We start from the raw sequence: 15,828 nt of genomic DNA, 5'->3' as shown, positions 1-15,828 counted from the left end.
CGCCATCGCAAGCCTCCGTGTGCCCGCAACCTCGAATCAGATTTTCAGCAGCTTGGGAATCCCGAACGTGAGTCAGCCTCAGCGCGCCTTGGTATAAGCATGGTCCGATGATCTACACGGTGGAATGCCGCTTCGCCGACCCGGCCAGCGAAGCGGAATGGAACGACTTCTACAGCCTGACGGCGTGGCCAAGGACTCCTACCGCAACCTGGTCGCGCTATTCGATCGCAGGCTTCTTGGCGCAGCCTTGATCACCGTGTTGGCTTATACCGGATCATTCGCCCTGTTTTCCTACATCTCGCGTGCTGGATCGCGTTTGAAGGAGACGAGCCCTGGAAGCTGGAAAAGGGAGCCTTTCTTCTCCTACCATCCACCCCGGCTTTCGCCTTCAGCAGTCATCCGGGCATAACCTGCGAGCCGCGCGATCCGATGGACGTGCCGATCCGCCATGGCGAGCAGGAGGGCGACGCGGAGTTCGAAGCACTCGGTGGCACATTCCGCCTTGACGCGGTCAACGCGCCTCTCCTGCTCGCCCTGCTCCCGCGCATGATCCATATCCCGCATTCGGCCGGGCGATCGGCGCGGCTTGGCCGGGTGATCGACCTCATCACGGAGGAATGCGGCGGCGACGAGCCGGGCAAGGATATGATCCTCCAGCGCATGCTTGAGGTGCTGCTTGTCGAAGCCCTGCGCTGGTATGGCGTCACGCCCGACGATGGCCGCGCCGGCCTTCTCAACGGCATGCGCGATCCGGCCCTGGCGCGCGTCCTCAGAGCCATGCGAGCCCGACGATCTCGGAACGACGTAACCCGCCAGCAAAGCCGATCAGCAGCACGGCGCGGTCGCGCAGGTCGTGGAGTGTCCCGCGTTCCAGCACCTCCAGCAATGTCACAGTCGGAGGTTCTGATCTTGATGTGCATCGCCTATTTCCAGCCGATCACCTGTGGCGAGCTCGGCCATCTGCGCTCCCTGGGTTTCATCGCCGCCGGGCAGCGGTCGCCGCAACCGGGGGCGCCCTACACCTATGTCACGACGAAGGAATTCCTTCCTCACTTCGGCTTCGACACGCTGCGCTACCTGCCGGATATGGAAGCGCTGGAGGAAGCTGGCCTGCTGAACAAGCAAAAGCTGCTAGCGGGAGAAATTCCGATAGGTGGGCGCGAGCACTATGGCAGCGAAGAAGGGGGCGAGGACGAGGGCGGTCTGCTCACGAAATCGACCTCATTCAGCTCTCGGTAATCGATCCCCAGTCGAGTTCGCCGCAACAATCCCAATGGAAATCCAGGCAGCCTGAGGCCACAAATCAATGATCTGATTCCCGAAAACTGGATCATCTGAAGCTTGCGCTTTCCGCGCTATGATCCCTTTGCCGGGAGCGGCGTAAGACTATGAGTTGTAGATGTCGGTTCGGCGGGTTTGCGCGAGTCTGGGGTGTGAATCGATCGCGCTTTCATCCGTCTCAGTCGACTATTTTGTCGAAGATACTAAACTACCCAGCCCAATCTCCAACCAGATGGCTGAGATGATCAGTCATAAGTTTGATAACCCGAGACTGATCTCCATTTATTATTGCATCAAGGATCGGCTGATGTTCCTCGGCGGAGTTAATTAACCCGCAGTCGCGAGCAAGTGCCTGCAAACCATATTGCCGTGTCTGATCACGTAAATTCTCCACGATTGTCGTGAGTTGTTCATTATCAAGAATGCCCAACAATCCGAGATGAAAGCTGCGATCGGCATCCAGATAGCGGACAATATCGCCGCTCTTGGCACCCTCGACAATTTCGGCCGCGATCTTGGAAAACTCGTTCTTGCGCGGGATGACCTTTTCCTTCATCGAGGCGAGACGAGCCATCGACGGTATTTCCAGTAGAATGCGCAGGTCGTAGACGTTGCGCCTATCCTTGTCGCTCAGCGGAATGACACGAAAGCCGCGATTGCGTACCGCTTCCATGAGGCCCTGGTTGACCAGGGTCAGCATCGCCTCGCGCACCGGGCTGTTGGAAACGCCCAGCTCGGCGGCCAGCGACGAGGCCGAATAGATCTGCCCCGGCGCCAGGTCCCCCGAGACGAGGCGCAATTTCAGCACCGCCAGGGCCTGGTCCCGCAGATTGGTCTGATGCAGATGGTTATCCATGCACGCCCCGCACGCGAACTCACTACCGGTAATATACAATATGCTACTTTGCTTTTACAGCCGGTGCGCGCGCTTTCCGCGCCGCGCCCTCGCGCGGGCTTCGGCGGGTGGACTTCGGCGGATTGTGTCGGGGCCGGGCCCGAGGTCTCAGTCCGCCGGCCCGGGCGCGATCCGCACGGGCATTCCTTCCCGCGCCGACCGATAGATCGCATCGATGACCCGCGCCGCCCTCAGCAAGTCGTCGGCGTCGATAGTCGGCACCGATCCCGCCGCCAGCGTCGCGACGATGGTCTCCAGTTGCGCGCGATGGCGCGTCGTGGGGTAGTCGCGCGGGTCGATCGGGTCGCCGAAGCTGAAATCCGCCGGAATGGCACTCGCCTCCCCGCCCCGGACATGGCGGAAGACGATCTGGTCGTGCTCGCCATTGAAGATGAGCGAGCCCTCTGTGCCGGAAATGGTCAGGAGGTGACGCTGGCCGGGAAAGGCGGCGGTGGAGGATGAAAAGGTGCCGAGACTGCCATCGGCAAATTCGAACACCGCGGCGGCCACATCCTCGGTCTCGATGGCGTGATGGCGCGTCGCGGTGCGGGCGAAGACCTGGCGGATCGGCCCGAGGATGAATTGTGCAAGGTCGATCAGATGGGTCGACTGCGTCATGACGCAGCCACCGCCCTCGATCGCCCATGTGCCGCGCCAGGCATCGTTCTGGTAATAGCTGGGCCGGCGGAATTCGTTGTCGACGATGTTGACGAGCACGATCCGGCCAAGGGCCCCCGAGCGCACGTCTTCCAGCGCCTGCGCCGCGGCGGCGGAGTGCCGGCGCTGGTAGACGACGAAAAGCCCGACGCCGGACTTTTGGCAGGCGTCGAGGATCGCGCTCGCCCTCGCCTCGGTGATCTCCAGCGGCTTCTCGACGATGAGGTGCTTGCCCGCCGCCGCGACGGCGATCGCGTGGTCGAGGTGAAGGCCGTTCGGCGTTGCAATGATCACCGCATCGAGCGCGGGATCGGCGAGAAAGGCCGAGAGGTCCGCGTAATGCCGGGGAATGGAGAAGGTCGCGGCAAAGGCCGCCGCCTTCGTCGCGTCGCGCGCGAACACCGCCTGCAGCGAGGCCCCCGCGACGCGCGCCAGTTCGCGCGCATGGGTTTCCGCGGCGACGCCCGCTCCGATGAGGCCGAACCGGATGGTCGTCATCTCAGGCGGACCTTGCGGTCGGAGCATCCGCCGCCCGTGATGTCTGGGCTTTCCGTTCCCGGCTCATCAGGCGCACCCGCGCGCGCCGGGCCGCTTCGTGGGCCGAACCGGTGGCAATTTCCATGTTGCCGATCTCGGCGAAATAGTCGCCGGCGAAGTGGATATCGACGTCGTCGCGCTCGCAATAGGCCAGCATGGGATCGAAGTTGAAGCCCGCGGGACGATAGGTGTTGCCCGGCTCCCAGCGCTGCACGATCGTCTCCTTGATGTGGCCCTTGAGCTGGGGAAACATCCGGAAGACATCGGCGAGATAGGTGTCGCGGATCTGCTCGTCCGAGAGCTTGAGCATTTCCCGCGCCGGCGTGCCGCCGGAATAGACCATCAGGCTGCCTCCCGGCTTGCGTGGGCCGGTGCGCAGCGGATTGGCGTGGTTGAAGAACATGTCGAACGAGGCGTCCGGCGTGGTGATGGCGTAAATGTCGTCATAGGGCATCGGCCCCGTCTCGTCCGTGATGATCCCCATCGTCGGAAACGGCCCATACTGCACCTTGCGCAGCGTGGCGCGCACGTCCTCGGGAATGTCGCGGGTGATTTCGGCGGCCTGATAGGCGGGGACGGCGACGATCACCTGCGTGGCGGTCACGCTATGCGACACGCCGTTCATGTCATAGGTGACGGTGACATGGTCGCCGGTCTTCGCCACCGACGTCACCGACGCGTGGTAATGCACCCGGTCTCCCAGCAGTTCCATCATGACCTCGCCGAAGCGGCCGGAGCCGCCATTGAGGTTGACCGCCATGGAATCGCCCTTGCCGGCCCACACGGCGCCGAACAGCGAGACGCCGACGCCGGCATTCTGATCCTCCATCTCCGCCGCGGCCCGGCGGGCGGCCGACTGGAACAGTTGCTCGACCCGCCGCGGCGGGCGGCCGATGAAGTCGCGGAACGAGATGTCCGACATATAGCGGGCCACCCGGGCGCGGCGCACCTGGTTGCTCTCGCCATAGACGATCTGCATCTGCTGCTGCCAGCCCTTCACCGCCTTGAGGATCCGCAGGCCGATGGCGGCCAGCGACACACGCTCCCTGAGGCTCATGGCGAGGGTGAGCGGCAGGGCGGAGACCGACTTTGGCGCGTAGACCTTGCCGCCCCAATAGATCGCGAACTTGTTTCCGGGAATGCGGATGATGTCGAGGCCGATGGAATGCAGGATGTTGCGCATGTGCGAGCCCGGCGCCGGAAACAGATGGCCGCCGAGATTGAGCCAGTAGTCGCCGCGCGACATGGAAAAGAGACGTCCGCCCAGACGATGCGTCTTCTCCAGCACGAGAATGCGCCGATCCCTGAGCTCCCAGGCCGCCGCACTTCCCGCAGGCCCACCCCCGATCACCACAACGTCGTAGTCCGTCTTGTCCATCGTCGTTCTCGTTCAACTGGATGCTTGCAACAGAGGACCGGATTGCGCGCCGGCCGCATCAGCGAGGGTGCCGCCCGCTCGGGCGATATCGAATTCGGCGGGCAACATGCTTGTCAGCGCAGCCGACAAGCGATAATATATAACCCGTAAGATATCATTGTCAACAAACGACCTCCTGGGCCGGGCCTCCCGGCGACAGCGAGGAACAGAGGGAAGTCATGATGAGCTCCAATTGCCGGAAGACTTTTCGCGTGATGCTGGCCGCTGCGGCGGGCGTGATGGTGATGGCGACGGCGGATATCCGCGAGGCTGCCGCCAAGGTGGATTCGGTCGCCGCCCTGCTGCCGAAGTCGATCCAGGAAGCCGGTGTGCTGCGTATCGCCATTCCCGATGTCGGCAAGCCGCTCGCGTACAAGGAGGGGGCCGAGCTCAAGGGCATGGATCCCGATCTGGCCCAGGCGGTCGCCGGCGTGCTCGGGCTCAAGGCCGAACTCAGCCTCATTCCCTTCGCCGCCGCGCTGACCGGCCTGCAGTCGAACAAGTTCGACGTCTCGTACGGCGAGTTCTACGTGACCGCCGAGCGCCTGAAGGTCGCCGACTTCGTCACCAACTGGCAGGACTACAGTTCCTTCCTGGTCGTGAAATCCAAAGGTTATGCGCCAACGGCGCTGGCCGATGTCTGCGGCCATATTGTCGGGGCGATGGCGGGCTCCGCCGAACTGGAGACACTGAAAGGCGCCGCTGCCAAATGCGCTGGCAACGCCGCTACGGTGAGCGCGTTCCCCTCCGTGAGCAATGCCATTCTCGCGCTTAACAGCGGCCGCGTCGACGGCGTGCTGATCAATCGCGGCGGCGCCCAGGAAGCGATCCACCTGGACGGCACGCTCTCCGCCTCCGGCGAGATCGGCGGCGGCCCGACGGCGACCGCCGTGGCCCGGACGGAGAACTCCGCGAAGCTGCTGGAGGCCATCAAGGCGGCCTATGATCACCTGATCCAGAGCGGCGAATACGCCAAGATCCTTGAGAAGAACGACACCGCCTACGGGGCGGCGAAGACCGCCGTCATCTACAAGGAAGGCTCGATGCCGCCGAAATACGGCTTCTGATCCGCACAAGGCGCCCCCGCGCGATGGCGCGGGGGCGCCCTGGCGGGACGAGTGACCGCCCATGGCAGGGGTGGGTTGTTCCCCGCCACTATCGGTCGGCGGGAAATTCCCCCGCATCCTCAAGACTTAAGCCTTGACTTCCCGTCGGTCGACCTTCAAGCTGTAGTTGGTTATCGATTACATTCTACATGATCGCGGCTCGGCTGATGCGATCTTGGCACCGGTGCCGTCAGGGGGATGCGCGTGACACAAGGATCGGGATGGCCTGTCGGCCGCGATGTCGAGAAGATGGAAGTGGTGCCGCTGCGCTATTACGGGCGCTGGATCACCGCACTTGCGCTCGGGGTCGTGCTTGCCGGCCTTCTCGTTTCGATGATCACCAATCCGCGCTTCAAATGGGACATCGTCGCGCATTACCTGTTTGATGATTCCATCATTGCCGGCCTGATGATGACCATCTGGCTGACCGTCGCGGCCATGGGGATCGGCATCGTGCTGGGCACAGCCGTCGCGCTGATGCGCATCTCCGATAATCCGGTGCTGAGCAACATCGCCGGCGGCTATCTCTGGATCTTCCGCGGCACGCCGCTGCTCGTGCAGCTGATCTTCTGGTACAACCTCTCCGCGCTCTATCCGCAGATCACGATAGGGTTTCCCTTCGGACCCTCGCTCGGCTCTTTTGACGCCAACCGCTACATCACCGTCTATGTCGCGGCGCTGCTCGGCCTTGGCCTCAACGAGGGGGCCTATATGTCCGAGATCGTGCGCTCGGGGCTGAACGCGGTGGCCACCGGCCAGCGGGAGGCGGCGGAGGCCCTCGGCATGTCGCGCTTCCGCGTCATGGCGCGCATCATCCTGCCGCAGGCGATGCGCGTCATCATTCCCCCGACCGGCAACCAGCTGATCGGCATGCTGAAGACCACGTCCCTGGTCAGCGTCATCGCGCTTCAGGAGCTGCTCTATTCGGCGCAGCTGATCTACACCGCGAATTTCCAGACCATTCCCCTGCTGATCGTGGCGTCGGCCTGGTACCTCGTGCTGACGACCTTGCTGTCGATCGGGCAATATTTTGTCGAGCGGCATTTCGGGCGCAGCGACCGCCGGGTCGCCGCCGCGCCCGACGTCGCCATCGAAAGCGGAAAGTGATCATCGCCATGCCCGCGCCCGCTGATTCACGAGATTCGCTGGAGTCCTTCGCCGTCGTCGCGCGCGGCGTGGAGAAATCCTTCGGCTCGCACAAGGTGCTCAAGGGGGTCGACCTCAGGGTCGAATACGGCAAGGTCGTCTGCATTCTCGGCCCCTCCGGTTCCGGCAAGAGCACGTTCCTGCGCTGCATGAACCACCTGGAGCGCATCGAGGCGGGCTTCCTGCGGGTCGGCGGCCAGCTGGTCGGCTATCGCCAGCATGCCGGAAAGCTCTACGAGATGCGGCACAGCGAGGTCGCCCGTCAGCGGGCGGACATCGGCATGGTGTTTCAGAGCTTCAATCTGTTTCCGCACATGACCGTGCTGCAGAACATCATCGAGGCCCCCATCGGCGTGCGCGGCATCCCGAAGCGGCAGGCGATCGAGGAGGCGATGACGCTGCTCGCCAAGGTCGGCCTGACAGCGAAGGCCGACGCCTATCCGCGCACCCTCTCCGGCGGCCAGCAGCAGCGCGTGGCCATCGCCCGGGCGCTGGCCATGCGGCCCAAGCTCATGCTGTTCGACGAGCCCACCAGCGCGCTCGATCCCGAACTCGTCGGCGAGGTGCTCGCCGTGATGAAAGGGCTGGCCGCCGAGGGAATGACGATGGTGGTGGTGACCCATGAAATGGGTTTCGCCCGCGATGTCGGCGACAGCGTCGTGTTCATGGATGGCGGCGTCGTCGTCGAGCAGGGCACGCCATCGGAATTCTTCGACAATCCCCGTACCGAACGCGCCCGGGCCTTCCTCGGCAAGGTCCTGTGAACCGCGCGCCTTTTCCATTGAAGTGAGATCGGAACGTCCATGTCGTCTCTTCCTCCCGGAACCCACACCCAGGCCTTCATCGACGGCGCCTTCGTCGCCGCGGAAAACGGGGCCCTGTTCGACGATCTTGATCCCGCCACCGGCCGGCTGCTCGTGCAGGTCGCCGCCTGCTCGCCGGCCGATGTCGACACGGCGGTGAAGGCCGCCCGCGCGGCTTTCCGGAGCGGCGTCTGGAGCCGCATGGAGCCGCGCGCGCGCAAGAAGATCCTGCTGCGCTTCGCCGACCTCGTCGAGGCGAACGGCAAGGAGATCGCCCTGCTCGACTCGATCGATGCCGGCAAGCCGATCTCGGATTGCGAGAACCTCGACCTTCCCGACGTCGTCAACAATATCCGCTGGTATGCCGAGGCAATCGACAAGGTTTTCGGCAAGATTTCACCGACCGGGGACGGCAATCTCGGCCTGGTGACACGCGAGCCGGTCGGCGTGGTCGGCATGGTGCTGCCGTGGAACTTCCCTGCCGGCACGCTGTCCTGGAAGATCTCCCCGGCGCTTGCCGCCGGCAACTCCATCGTGGTGAAACCGGCGGAGCTGGCGCCGCTCTCGACCCTGAAGATTGCCGAGCTGGCGCTCGAGGCGGGCATTCCCGCGGGCGTGTTCAATGTCGTGCCGGGGCTTGGCCATGTCGCCGGCAAGGCGCTCGGCCTGCACGCCGATGTCGACGTGATCTCCTTCACCGGCTCGACCGAGATCGGCCGCCAGTTCCTGCGCTATTCCGCCGACAGCAACCTGAAGAAGGTCGTGCTCGAATGCGGCGGCAAGAGCCCGCAGATCGTCATGGCCGATGTCGGCGGCGCTCTCGATGCCATCGCCGAGAATCTCGCCGGCGCGGCGTTCTGGAACATGGGGCAGAACTGCACCTGCGGCTCGCGCATCCTGGTCCAGTCCTCCATCAAGGACGCCTTCGTCGCGAAGCTGGTCGAGGCCGCGCGCGGCTGGGTGGTCGGCCCGCCGACCGACCCTGCAAGCAAGCTCGGCCCGCTCATCGAGGCGTCCGCGCTGGAGCGCGTCGTCGGCGCCATCGAGCAGGCCAAGGCGCAGGGCAGCCGGGTGGTCGCCGGCGGCAACCGCCTGTTCCCGGAAAGCGGAGGCTGGTTCGTCGAGCCCACGATCATCGATGATGTCGACCCGACCAGCGCGCTGGCGCGGGACGAGATCTTCGGCCCCGTCGTGGCCGTGCTCGGCTTCGAGAGCGAGGAGGAGGCCGTGCGCCTCGCCAATGATACCGCCTACGGCCTCGCCGCCACGGTCTTCTCCAACGACATCAATGTCGCGATGCGAATGGCGCGGAGCATCCAGGCGGGCACCGTCGCGGTCAATGGCTATGGCGAGGGCGACATCACGACGCCGTTCGGCGGCTACAAGACATCCGGCTTCGGCGGATACGACAAGGGCATCGAGGCGTTTGACCAGTATACGCAACTCAAGACGATCTGGGTGACCCTTGCCTGAGCGCTGCACGTCCCGGTGGTCGCACCGCACGCGGCGGGGCCGGCCTCGCTGCCAGACCGGCCCGGCGCGTGATCGTCATGGGCAATGACGTCACGCTCTCGCTCGACGACGCCGGCGCGCTCTGCCGGCGCGTGCTGGCGGGCGTCGGCCTGAGCGCCGCCCATGCTGACGCGGTGGCCGAGGTGATCATGGCCGCCGAGCGCGACGAATGTCGCTCGCACGGGCTCTATCGCCTGCTTGGCTGCGTGCATACCGTACGTAGCGGCAAGGTAAACCTGGATGCCCGGCCGACGGTGACGAAAAGCGCGCCGGCGATCGTGACGGTGGATGCCGATTTCGGCTTCTCGTCCCTTGCGCTGAAGACCGGGCTTCCCCTCGCGATGCGGACGGCTAGCCGGCTGGGCATCGCCGCGCTGGCCATCAACCGGTGTTTCCACTTCTCGGCCCTGTGGCCGGAAGTGGAAGAGTTGGCGGAACATGGCTTCGCGGCCATCGCCTTGACGCCCAGCCATAGCTGGGTTGCCCCGGCAGGCGGCAGCCGGCCGGTGTTCGGCACCAACCCCTTCGCCTTCGCCTGGCCGCGGCAGCAGCAACCGCCCTTCATCTTCGATTTCGCGACGAGCGCGACGGCGCGCGGCGATATCGAACTGATGCTGCGCGCCGGCCGGGCGCTGCCGCCGGGCGTGGCGATCGATGCGCAGGGAGACCCGACGACCGATCCCGCCGAAGCTCTGCGCGGGGCGATGCTCACATTCGGGGGCCACAAGGGCTCGGCGCTGGCCGCCATGGTGGAACTGCTCGCCGGTCCGCTCATCGGCGACATGCTGAGTCTGGAGTCGCTCGCCTTCGCAGAGGGTACCCAGACCGTGCCCTGCCATGGCGAATTGCTGGTCATCCTCGACCCCGCGCGTTTTCTGGGCGACCGGTTCGGCGAGAACCTCGATCGCGCGGAACGGCTGTTCGACGCCATCACCGAGCAAGGTGCGCGCCTGCCCTCCGAACGACGCTACAATGCCCGATCGCGCAGCATCGACAACGGTATAAAAATACCGTACCTGCTCCATGAAGAGCTGATGAAGCTGGAAGCGGCGGCGGATGTCGCCGAGAATGTCTGAACGTGCATCTGCGTTCGTCCGCGGGGCGGGAGCGATCATGACTTCATCGACGTCGCCCGTGAAGGGAAGCCACCCATCCGGCAGCGTCCGATGCGGGGTCCTATCGACGGATGGCGGCCGATCTTGGCTACGATGACGACCGAGTGCCGCCACTAAGGGAGAGTTTACTATGACGGCCAACGTTTTTTCCGGCTGCATGCCGGCGCTGATGACCCCGTGCACGGGCGATCGGCTTCCTGATTTCGATGCCCTCGTCCGCCAGGGGCAGGACATGATCGCGCACGGCATGTCCGCGGTGATCTATTGCGGGTCCATGGGTGACTGGCCGCTGCTCACCGATGCGCAGCGCATGGAAGGCGTGGAGCGGCTGGTGCAGGCCGGGATCCCCGTCGTGGTCGGGACAGGCGCCATCAATACCGCCTCGGCCGTGGCGCTCGCCGCGCATGCGCAGCGTGTGGGCGCGCAGGGGCTGATGGTGATTCCGCGCGTCCTGTCGCGCGGCTCGTCGCCGCTGGCCCAGCGCAACCACTTCAAGGCCATTCTCGACGCCGCGCCCGCTATTCCCGCCGTCATCTACAACAGCCCGTATTATGGCTTCCAGACGCGGGCCGAGCTGTTCTTCGCCCTGCGCGCGGAGCACGCCAACCTGGTCGGCTTCAAGGAATTCGGCGGCGTCGATTCGCTGAGCTATGCCGCCGAATTCATCACCAGCCAGGATGACGATGTCGCGCTGATGGTAGGCGTCGATACGGCCGTGGTGCACGGCATCGTCAATTGCGGCGCCACCGGAGCCATCACCGGCATCGGCAACGTGCTGCCGCGCGAGGTGCTGCACCTGTGCGCCCTGGCGCATGCCGCGGCGAAAGGCGACGCGCAGGCCCGCCTGCGGGCGCGGGAGCTTGAGCAGGCGCTGGCCGTCCTCTCCACCTTCGACGAGGGTCCCGACCTCGTGCTCTATTTCAAGTATCTGATGACGCTGAAGGGCAAGGCCGAATACGCCCTCCACTTCAACGCGACCGACGCGCTCTCGCCCAGCCAGCGCGGCTTTGCCGAGAGCCAGCTGAAGCTGTTCGACGCCTGGTACGCCGAGTGGAGCCAGCAGGGCGGGATTCAGGAATATCGCGCCGCCTGAGACGCGACGGCCTGCCGCAACAGCCCCCACGCCTGTCCGGTAACGCCCGTTTACCGGACAGGCGTGTTTTTCTGGGTGCGCGCTGTCCGCACGCCAACGGCGACCGGCTTTCCGGGATGCGCGCTGACAAAAAAACCCGCGGGCTCGGCGTGCGGCGCCCGCGGGTGGGTGTTCGGCGTGGCGAGAAGGGGCCGGGCCTGTCAGCCGGCCCGGAACCGGTCAGCGGGACGCGGCCGTCAGGAAGGAGGGATCCAGCAACTGCAGCGCGGCCTTGAGCGCGGCGGTCTGGTCCTCGCTATAGGGCTGGATGGGCGCGCGAACCTTGCCCACCGGTAGCCCGAGAAGTTCGCAGGCCGCCTTGATGCCGCTATTGTAGGACGCGTTGCCGAGGATGCGGACGACCGGGTTGATCTGGCGCCAGATCGCCACGGCTGTCGCGTCGTCGCCGGCTTCCATCGCGGTCTGCGCCTTGATGAGCGCCGGCGCCATGAAATTGGCGACGCCCATCACCATGCCCGGCGCCTTCATCATCAAGGCCGGCAGCATGAGGACATCCTCGCCGTTGAGGAAGCCGATCCGGTCGCTGTAGTCGGAGAGCAGCGTGTTCATCTGCGCGATATTCGCGGACGAATCCTTCACGAACGTCACCTGCGGGATTTCCGTCGCCAGCTTGACGAGGAAATCGACATCGAGGTGAAGACCGGTCGCCGGCGGGAAATTATAGGCGCAGATCGGCAGGCTGGTCGCGTCGGCGACGGCGGCGTAATAGGCGAAGGCCTCCCGATAGCCGATCGGCTCGTAATAGGGCGTCGCCAGCATGATCGCGGTGGCGCCGACTTTCTCGGCATGGCGAGAAAAGGCGATGGCCTCGCGCGAGGAGGTCGCGCCGGTATGGGCGAGCACCGTGGCGCGCCCGGCGGTCTGCTCGACCACGATCTCCACCAGCCGCAACCGTTCCTGGTGCGACAGCACGGAAAACTCGCCCGTGCCGCCCGCCGGAACGAAGCCGTCAATGCCGTCGGCGATGTTCCAGTCGATGAGATTGCGCAGCGCCGCCTCGTCGATCTGCTCGCCATCGGGCGTGAACGGAGTGACGATTGCCGAAAGTACACCCTTCAGGGCCATTCTCTTCTCCTGTGATATCGATTCAAAGCGGGGCAAAACCATCGGCGAGGTCGTCCGCACTGTCGGCGGCGATGGTCAGAAAACCATTGATATGGGCGCTGCCGGTAAGCAGCGGCGTGACGTAGAGGCGCCCCGGCTCGCTGCGCACCGTGGCGGCCGCGACCGTGAAGGTCGAGCCGATGATGCTCTGCGTGGTGAGCACCTCATCGGCCCCGATGAGCCCGTCCGTGACGAATTTGGCGAACAGCGCGCTCGACCCGGTGCCGCAGGGGGACCGATCGATGACGCCGGGCGGGGCGACCACCACGATCTGAGCCTGCCGTGCGGCGTGCGGATCGCGGCGATAGAAAAGCACCTGGTAGACGTCGAGGATCGCGTCGGTCAGCGGGTCGCGCACCACTTCGCGTGTGTAGGCGGCCTTGAGCTGGCGCGCGAAACGCACGATTTCCGTCGCGTTGTCGCGCTCCAGCGAGAGGCCGATGCGGTCGGCATCGACGCTGATATAGTAATCGCCGCCATAGAGCAGTTCGACCGGCACCGTCCTGCCTTCGACACGGCACGGGCCCGCCGATACGACGAAGGAATCCACATTGGTCAGCGTGATGGCGGACAGCCGCCCCGCCTCCATCCGCGCCGTCGCGCCCACCGGCCCGGCCGGGGTGCGGATGCGAAAGCTCACATCGCCCGCTTCCGGCGGCCGCAGGTCCGGCAGCAGGCCGAGCTCGACGATCACCGAGGCGAAGCCGATCATGCAATGGCCGCACATGGGCGGGTAGGATCCCGGCTCCAGGATGACCGCGCCGATGTCGCAATCGTCCTCGCGTGTCGCTATCGGCAAAACCGCGCAGGTCAGCCCGCCCCCGCGCGGCTCGTGCACCAGCCGGCGGCGCCAGTGGTCCGCATGCTCGCGCAGCCAGGTCCGCGCCGCGTCGACGCCCATCGGCGCGGGCAGGTCGATGCCGGACAGCACGATGCGGGTCGGATTGCCGGCGGTGTGCGAATCCACCGCCACCAGCACCTGCCGGTCGGCACGCTGGAGCCATGCGCGGGCGCTGGCGGGAAGGTCGAAGGGGGAGCTCATGGGCGCGTCACCTCGAACAGCGCCGGCCCCAGCGCGCCGGTGTCGACGTGGATGCCGAGGCCCGGGCCAGTCGGCGCGCGGCCGCGCCCTCGCTCCGAACGCGGCGCATAGCCAGCTATGTGTTCTTTCGTCCAGTCATTGAAGAACGAGGCGTGCAGCAGCGCTTCCGGCTGGGTACTGGCGGCGACATGGGCAACGGCGGCGGTGGTGACGTCGCCGCCCCACACATCCTCGATGCACATCGTCATGCCGAGATCCTGCGCCTGTGCTCGCATGCGCGCCGCGCCAGTGATTCCGCCGAGCCGCGCCAGCTTGATGTTCACCGAGCCCGCGCCGGCCTCGTATTTGGCGCGAAAGAGTTCTGCGCTGTTGGTGACGGATTCGTCCATCACCAGCGGCAGGGTGCTCATCCGCTGCACGATGGCGCAATCGGCGGTGTCGCGGCAGGGCTGCTCCACATAGATGTTGAGGCCGGCAAGTTCCCGCACGGCGATGATGCCCGCCTGCGGGTTCCAGCCTCCGTTGGAGTCGGCGATGATGACGGCATCCTCGGGGCACGCCGCGACGACCGAGCGGGTGCGCCGGGCATCGTCATAGGGATCGTTTCCGACCTTCACCTGGAAGCGGCTGATCCCCGCCGCGCCCCGCATACGGACGAAATCGGCCATCTGTTCCGGGGATGCCAGCGGCACCGCCTCATAGAGCGGAAAACTGTCCTGCGTGACGCCGCCGAGCAGGGTGGCGACGGGCAGGCCGGCGACTTTGCCCAGAATGTCCCAGCAGGCGATGTCGAGGGCGCTCTTCGCGCTGTTCTGGCCGAGGAGCACCGCGTCCATCACCGCGTGAAGCTGCGAGAGGTTGGTCGGATCGAGCCCGATGAGATGAGGGGCGAGAACCCGCACCGCGGCTTGGGTGCCCTCGGCGAAGGCGGGAAGATAGGTGCCGCCGAGCGTGCTGCTCTCACCCCAGCCTTCGAGGCCGCTATCGGTGTGGATGCGGACCAGCGTCGATGCCTGGCTCTGGGCCGCGCGGCCTTTCGACATGACGTACTCACCGTGAGCGTAAGTGAGCGCATAGCCGAACGCATCGATTGCGCTGATTTTCATCGTGTTTTCCCCGACAGGCAGCCAGAAACGGATAGTTCAGGATTACCTGTTATATATTACACGTGACATATCGACGTCAATTGACTCGGCAACGGCTTAACCGACTTTGTTGATTTCCGCGGAAAAGTGACCCATTCGGATGGTGGTGTTCGGGTCAGGTGTGCGCTCGGTCGACCGCAACCGTTTGAACGTCGCGCGGGCGATGGACGCCACGCCGGCGCCGGTGCTGCGCTTCGTGGTGTTTCTCTCCACATTGCCTACCATCCTCACCGGCACGCGCATCGCGCTCGGCGCCGGCTGACCGACGCTGGTCGCGGCCGAACTGGTTGCCGCGACGCGGGGCGCGGGTTTTATGATCCAGTCGGCCGCCAATTTTCTCGCGACCGACGTGGTGCTGGCGGGGATCCTCGTCTGCGGATGGCCAGTTCATCCACGACGAGCCTGGCCCTTGTGGCGGCGAACGCGGCCTCGTGGGCGAGGTCCTCGTCGTCGCGTCCGTTGTCGCGCGCGGCGGCGACCGCATCGAGCGCCTCGGCGGCGGCGAGCACGGCAGCCTCCGCCGCGAAGGCGTAGGTGGCGAGTTCGCCGAGCACCTGCTGCAGCAGCGGGTCGTCCGCCGGCCGTTCGGCATTGGCGCAGTAGAACGTGCGGGTGCGCCCCAGCAGCAGGCGCCGCGCATTGTTCAGCACGGCGCGCGCGATGCCGGCGATGATGGCAGTCATGTAGAGCTGCGCAAGCATGTCGGAATAGGGAATGGGCCGATCCATTCCACCTTGATGCCCTGATCGGCCAGCCGCTTCTCCAGCGCCCCGTGCTCCTTGGCGAGGTAGCTCAGGCCGAAATAGCCCCGGGTCAGGCGCAGCGTGCCGGTGTTGCGCCCGCTCGCCGAGAAGGCGGGCGGGCCCGGTCCCGGCAAGCCCGGCCGCCGCGGCGCCCGCGAGCGAACCCGCCAGG

16 protein-coding genes and 1 pseudogene are annotated in these 15,828 nt (G+C 65.5%); 9 read left to right on the top strand and 8 right to left on the bottom strand.

What is annotated here, in order from left to right; translation table 11 throughout:
• Positions 1-107: 107 nt before the first annotated feature.
• Together QOZ99_RS21430 and QOZ99_RS21425 are read left to right on the top strand one after the other, a co-directional pair.
• Positions 108-251 carry a hypothetical protein gene (locus tag QOZ99_RS21430; RefSeq protein WP_306892026.1) on the top strand — a complete coding sequence of 48 codons (144 nt, stop codon included), beginning with the start codon at positions 108-110 and terminating at the stop codon, positions 249-251.
• Positions 220-1,239 carry an SMC-Scp complex subunit ScpB gene (locus QOZ99_RS21425; RefSeq protein WP_306892030.1) on the top strand — a complete coding sequence of 340 codons (1,020 nt, stop codon included), beginning with the start codon at positions 220-222 and terminating at the stop codon, positions 1,237-1,239. Before QOZ99_RS21430 ends, QOZ99_RS21425 begins: the two co-directional genes overlap by 32 nt.
• A gap of 250 nt (positions 1,240-1,489) precedes the next feature.
• On the opposite strand, the gene QOZ99_RS21420 is transcribed toward QOZ99_RS21425, so the two are convergent.
• The 3 genes from QOZ99_RS21420 to QOZ99_RS21410 form a co-directional block, all read right to left on the bottom strand.
• Positions 1,490-2,137: a GntR family transcriptional regulator gene (locus QOZ99_RS21420; RefSeq protein ID WP_306892025.1), complete on the bottom strand. Its 648-nt coding sequence runs from the start codon at positions 2,135-2,137 to the stop codon at positions 1,490-1,492.
• A 147-nt stretch (positions 2,138-2,284) separates the two neighbouring features.
• Complete coding sequence (locus QOZ99_RS21415; protein ID WP_306892024.1) at positions 2,285-3,331, bottom strand: Gfo/Idh/MocA family protein; 1,047 nt, start codon at positions 3,329-3,331, stop codon at positions 2,285-2,287.
• A 1-nt stretch (position 3,332) separates the two neighbouring features.
• The gene (locus QOZ99_RS21410; RefSeq protein WP_306892022.1) at positions 3,333-4,748 is read right to left on the bottom strand and encodes an NAD(P)/FAD-dependent oxidoreductase; all 1,416 of its coding nucleotides are present in this window, start codon (positions 4,746-4,748) and stop codon (positions 3,333-3,335) included.
• A gap of 254 nt (positions 4,749-5,002) precedes the next feature.
• Between QOZ99_RS21410 and QOZ99_RS21405 the strand changes: the two genes are divergently transcribed.
• The 6 genes from QOZ99_RS21405 (at position 5,003) to QOZ99_RS21380 (ending at position 11,562) form a co-directional block, all read left to right on the top strand.
• Positions 5,003-5,854: a transporter substrate-binding domain-containing protein gene (locus QOZ99_RS21405; RefSeq protein ID WP_306892029.1), complete on the top strand. Its 852-nt coding sequence runs from the start codon at positions 5,003-5,005 to the stop codon at positions 5,852-5,854.
• 237 nt (positions 5,855-6,091) lie between these two features.
• Positions 6,092-7,000, top strand: coding sequence for an amino acid ABC transporter permease (locus tag QOZ99_RS21400; RefSeq protein WP_183189989.1), 909 nt, complete (start codon positions 6,092-6,094; stop codon positions 6,998-7,000).
• 8 nt (positions 7,001-7,008) lie between these two features.
• The gene (locus QOZ99_RS21395) at positions 7,009-7,803 is read left to right on the top strand and encodes an amino acid ABC transporter ATP-binding protein (protein ID WP_306892020.1); all 795 of its coding nucleotides are present in this window, start codon (positions 7,009-7,011) and stop codon (positions 7,801-7,803) included.
• Between the two features lie 39 nt (positions 7,804-7,842).
• The gene (locus QOZ99_RS21390; protein WP_306892019.1) at positions 7,843-9,315 is read left to right on the top strand and encodes an aldehyde dehydrogenase; all 1,473 of its coding nucleotides are present in this window, start codon (positions 7,843-7,845) and stop codon (positions 9,313-9,315) included.
• A gap of 77 nt (positions 9,316-9,392) precedes the next feature.
• Positions 9,393-10,430: an Ldh family oxidoreductase gene (locus tag QOZ99_RS21385; protein ID WP_306892018.1), complete on the top strand. Its 1,038-nt coding sequence runs from the start codon at positions 9,393-9,395 to the stop codon at positions 10,428-10,430.
• A 169-nt stretch (positions 10,431-10,599) separates the two neighbouring features.
• Positions 10,600-11,562: a dihydrodipicolinate synthase family protein gene (locus QOZ99_RS21380; RefSeq protein ID WP_306892017.1), complete on the top strand. Its 963-nt coding sequence runs from the start codon at positions 10,600-10,602 to the stop codon at positions 11,560-11,562.
• Between the two features lie 219 nt (positions 11,563-11,781).
• Here the strand turns inward: QOZ99_RS21380 and QOZ99_RS21375 are convergent, their stop codons facing one another.
• The 3 genes from QOZ99_RS21375 to QOZ99_RS21365 are packed head-to-tail and all read right to left on the bottom strand — an operon-like array spanning position 11,782 to position 14,874.
• Positions 11,782-12,687 (bottom strand): dihydrodipicolinate synthase family protein, encoded by a 906-nt coding sequence (locus QOZ99_RS21375; protein ID WP_306892016.1) that lies wholly within the window; start codon positions 12,685-12,687, stop codon positions 11,782-11,784.
• Positions 12,688-12,709: 22 nt separating this feature from the next.
• Positions 12,710-13,768 (bottom strand): proline racemase family protein, encoded by a 1,059-nt coding sequence (locus QOZ99_RS21370; RefSeq protein WP_306892015.1) that lies wholly within the window; start codon positions 13,766-13,768, stop codon positions 12,710-12,712.
• Positions 13,765-14,874, bottom strand: a complete 1,110-nt coding sequence (locus QOZ99_RS21365; protein ID WP_306892014.1) for a mandelate racemase/muconate lactonizing enzyme family protein — start codon at positions 14,872-14,874, stop codon at positions 13,765-13,767. The genes QOZ99_RS21370 and QOZ99_RS21365 overlap by 4 nt, the downstream gene beginning before the upstream one ends.
• Before the next feature lie 154 nt (positions 14,875-15,028).
• Here QOZ99_RS21365 and QOZ99_RS21360 point away from each other — a divergent pair.
• A pseudogene (locus QOZ99_RS21360) lies at positions 15,029-15,286 on the top strand (ABC transporter permease subunit); the annotation flags it as partial.
• Here the strand turns inward: QOZ99_RS21360 and QOZ99_RS21355 are convergent.
• Together QOZ99_RS21355 and QOZ99_RS21350 are read right to left on the bottom strand one after the other, a co-directional pair.
• Positions 15,225-15,596 carry a hypothetical protein gene (locus QOZ99_RS21355; RefSeq protein ID WP_306892028.1) on the bottom strand — a complete coding sequence of 124 codons (372 nt, stop codon included), beginning with the start codon at positions 15,594-15,596 and terminating at the stop codon, positions 15,225-15,227. The pseudogene QOZ99_RS21360 and the gene QOZ99_RS21355 sit on opposite strands and share 62 nt — an antisense overlap.
• Entirely contained in the window at positions 15,593-15,790 is a 198-nt protein-coding gene (locus tag QOZ99_RS21350; RefSeq protein ID WP_306892031.1) for a hypothetical protein, read from the bottom strand. Before QOZ99_RS21350 ends, QOZ99_RS21355 begins: the two co-directional genes overlap by 4 nt.
• Positions 15,791-15,828 lie beyond the last annotated feature (38 nt).

Source organism: Ancylobacter amanitiformis, assembly GCF_030814815.1.
Classification (GTDB): Bacteria; Pseudomonadota; Alphaproteobacteria; order Rhizobiales; family Xanthobacteraceae; genus Ancylobacter; species Ancylobacter amanitiformis.
The sequence above is the reverse complement of the archived record's forward strand: the minus strand, read 5'-3'. Positions and strand labels throughout refer to the sequence as shown.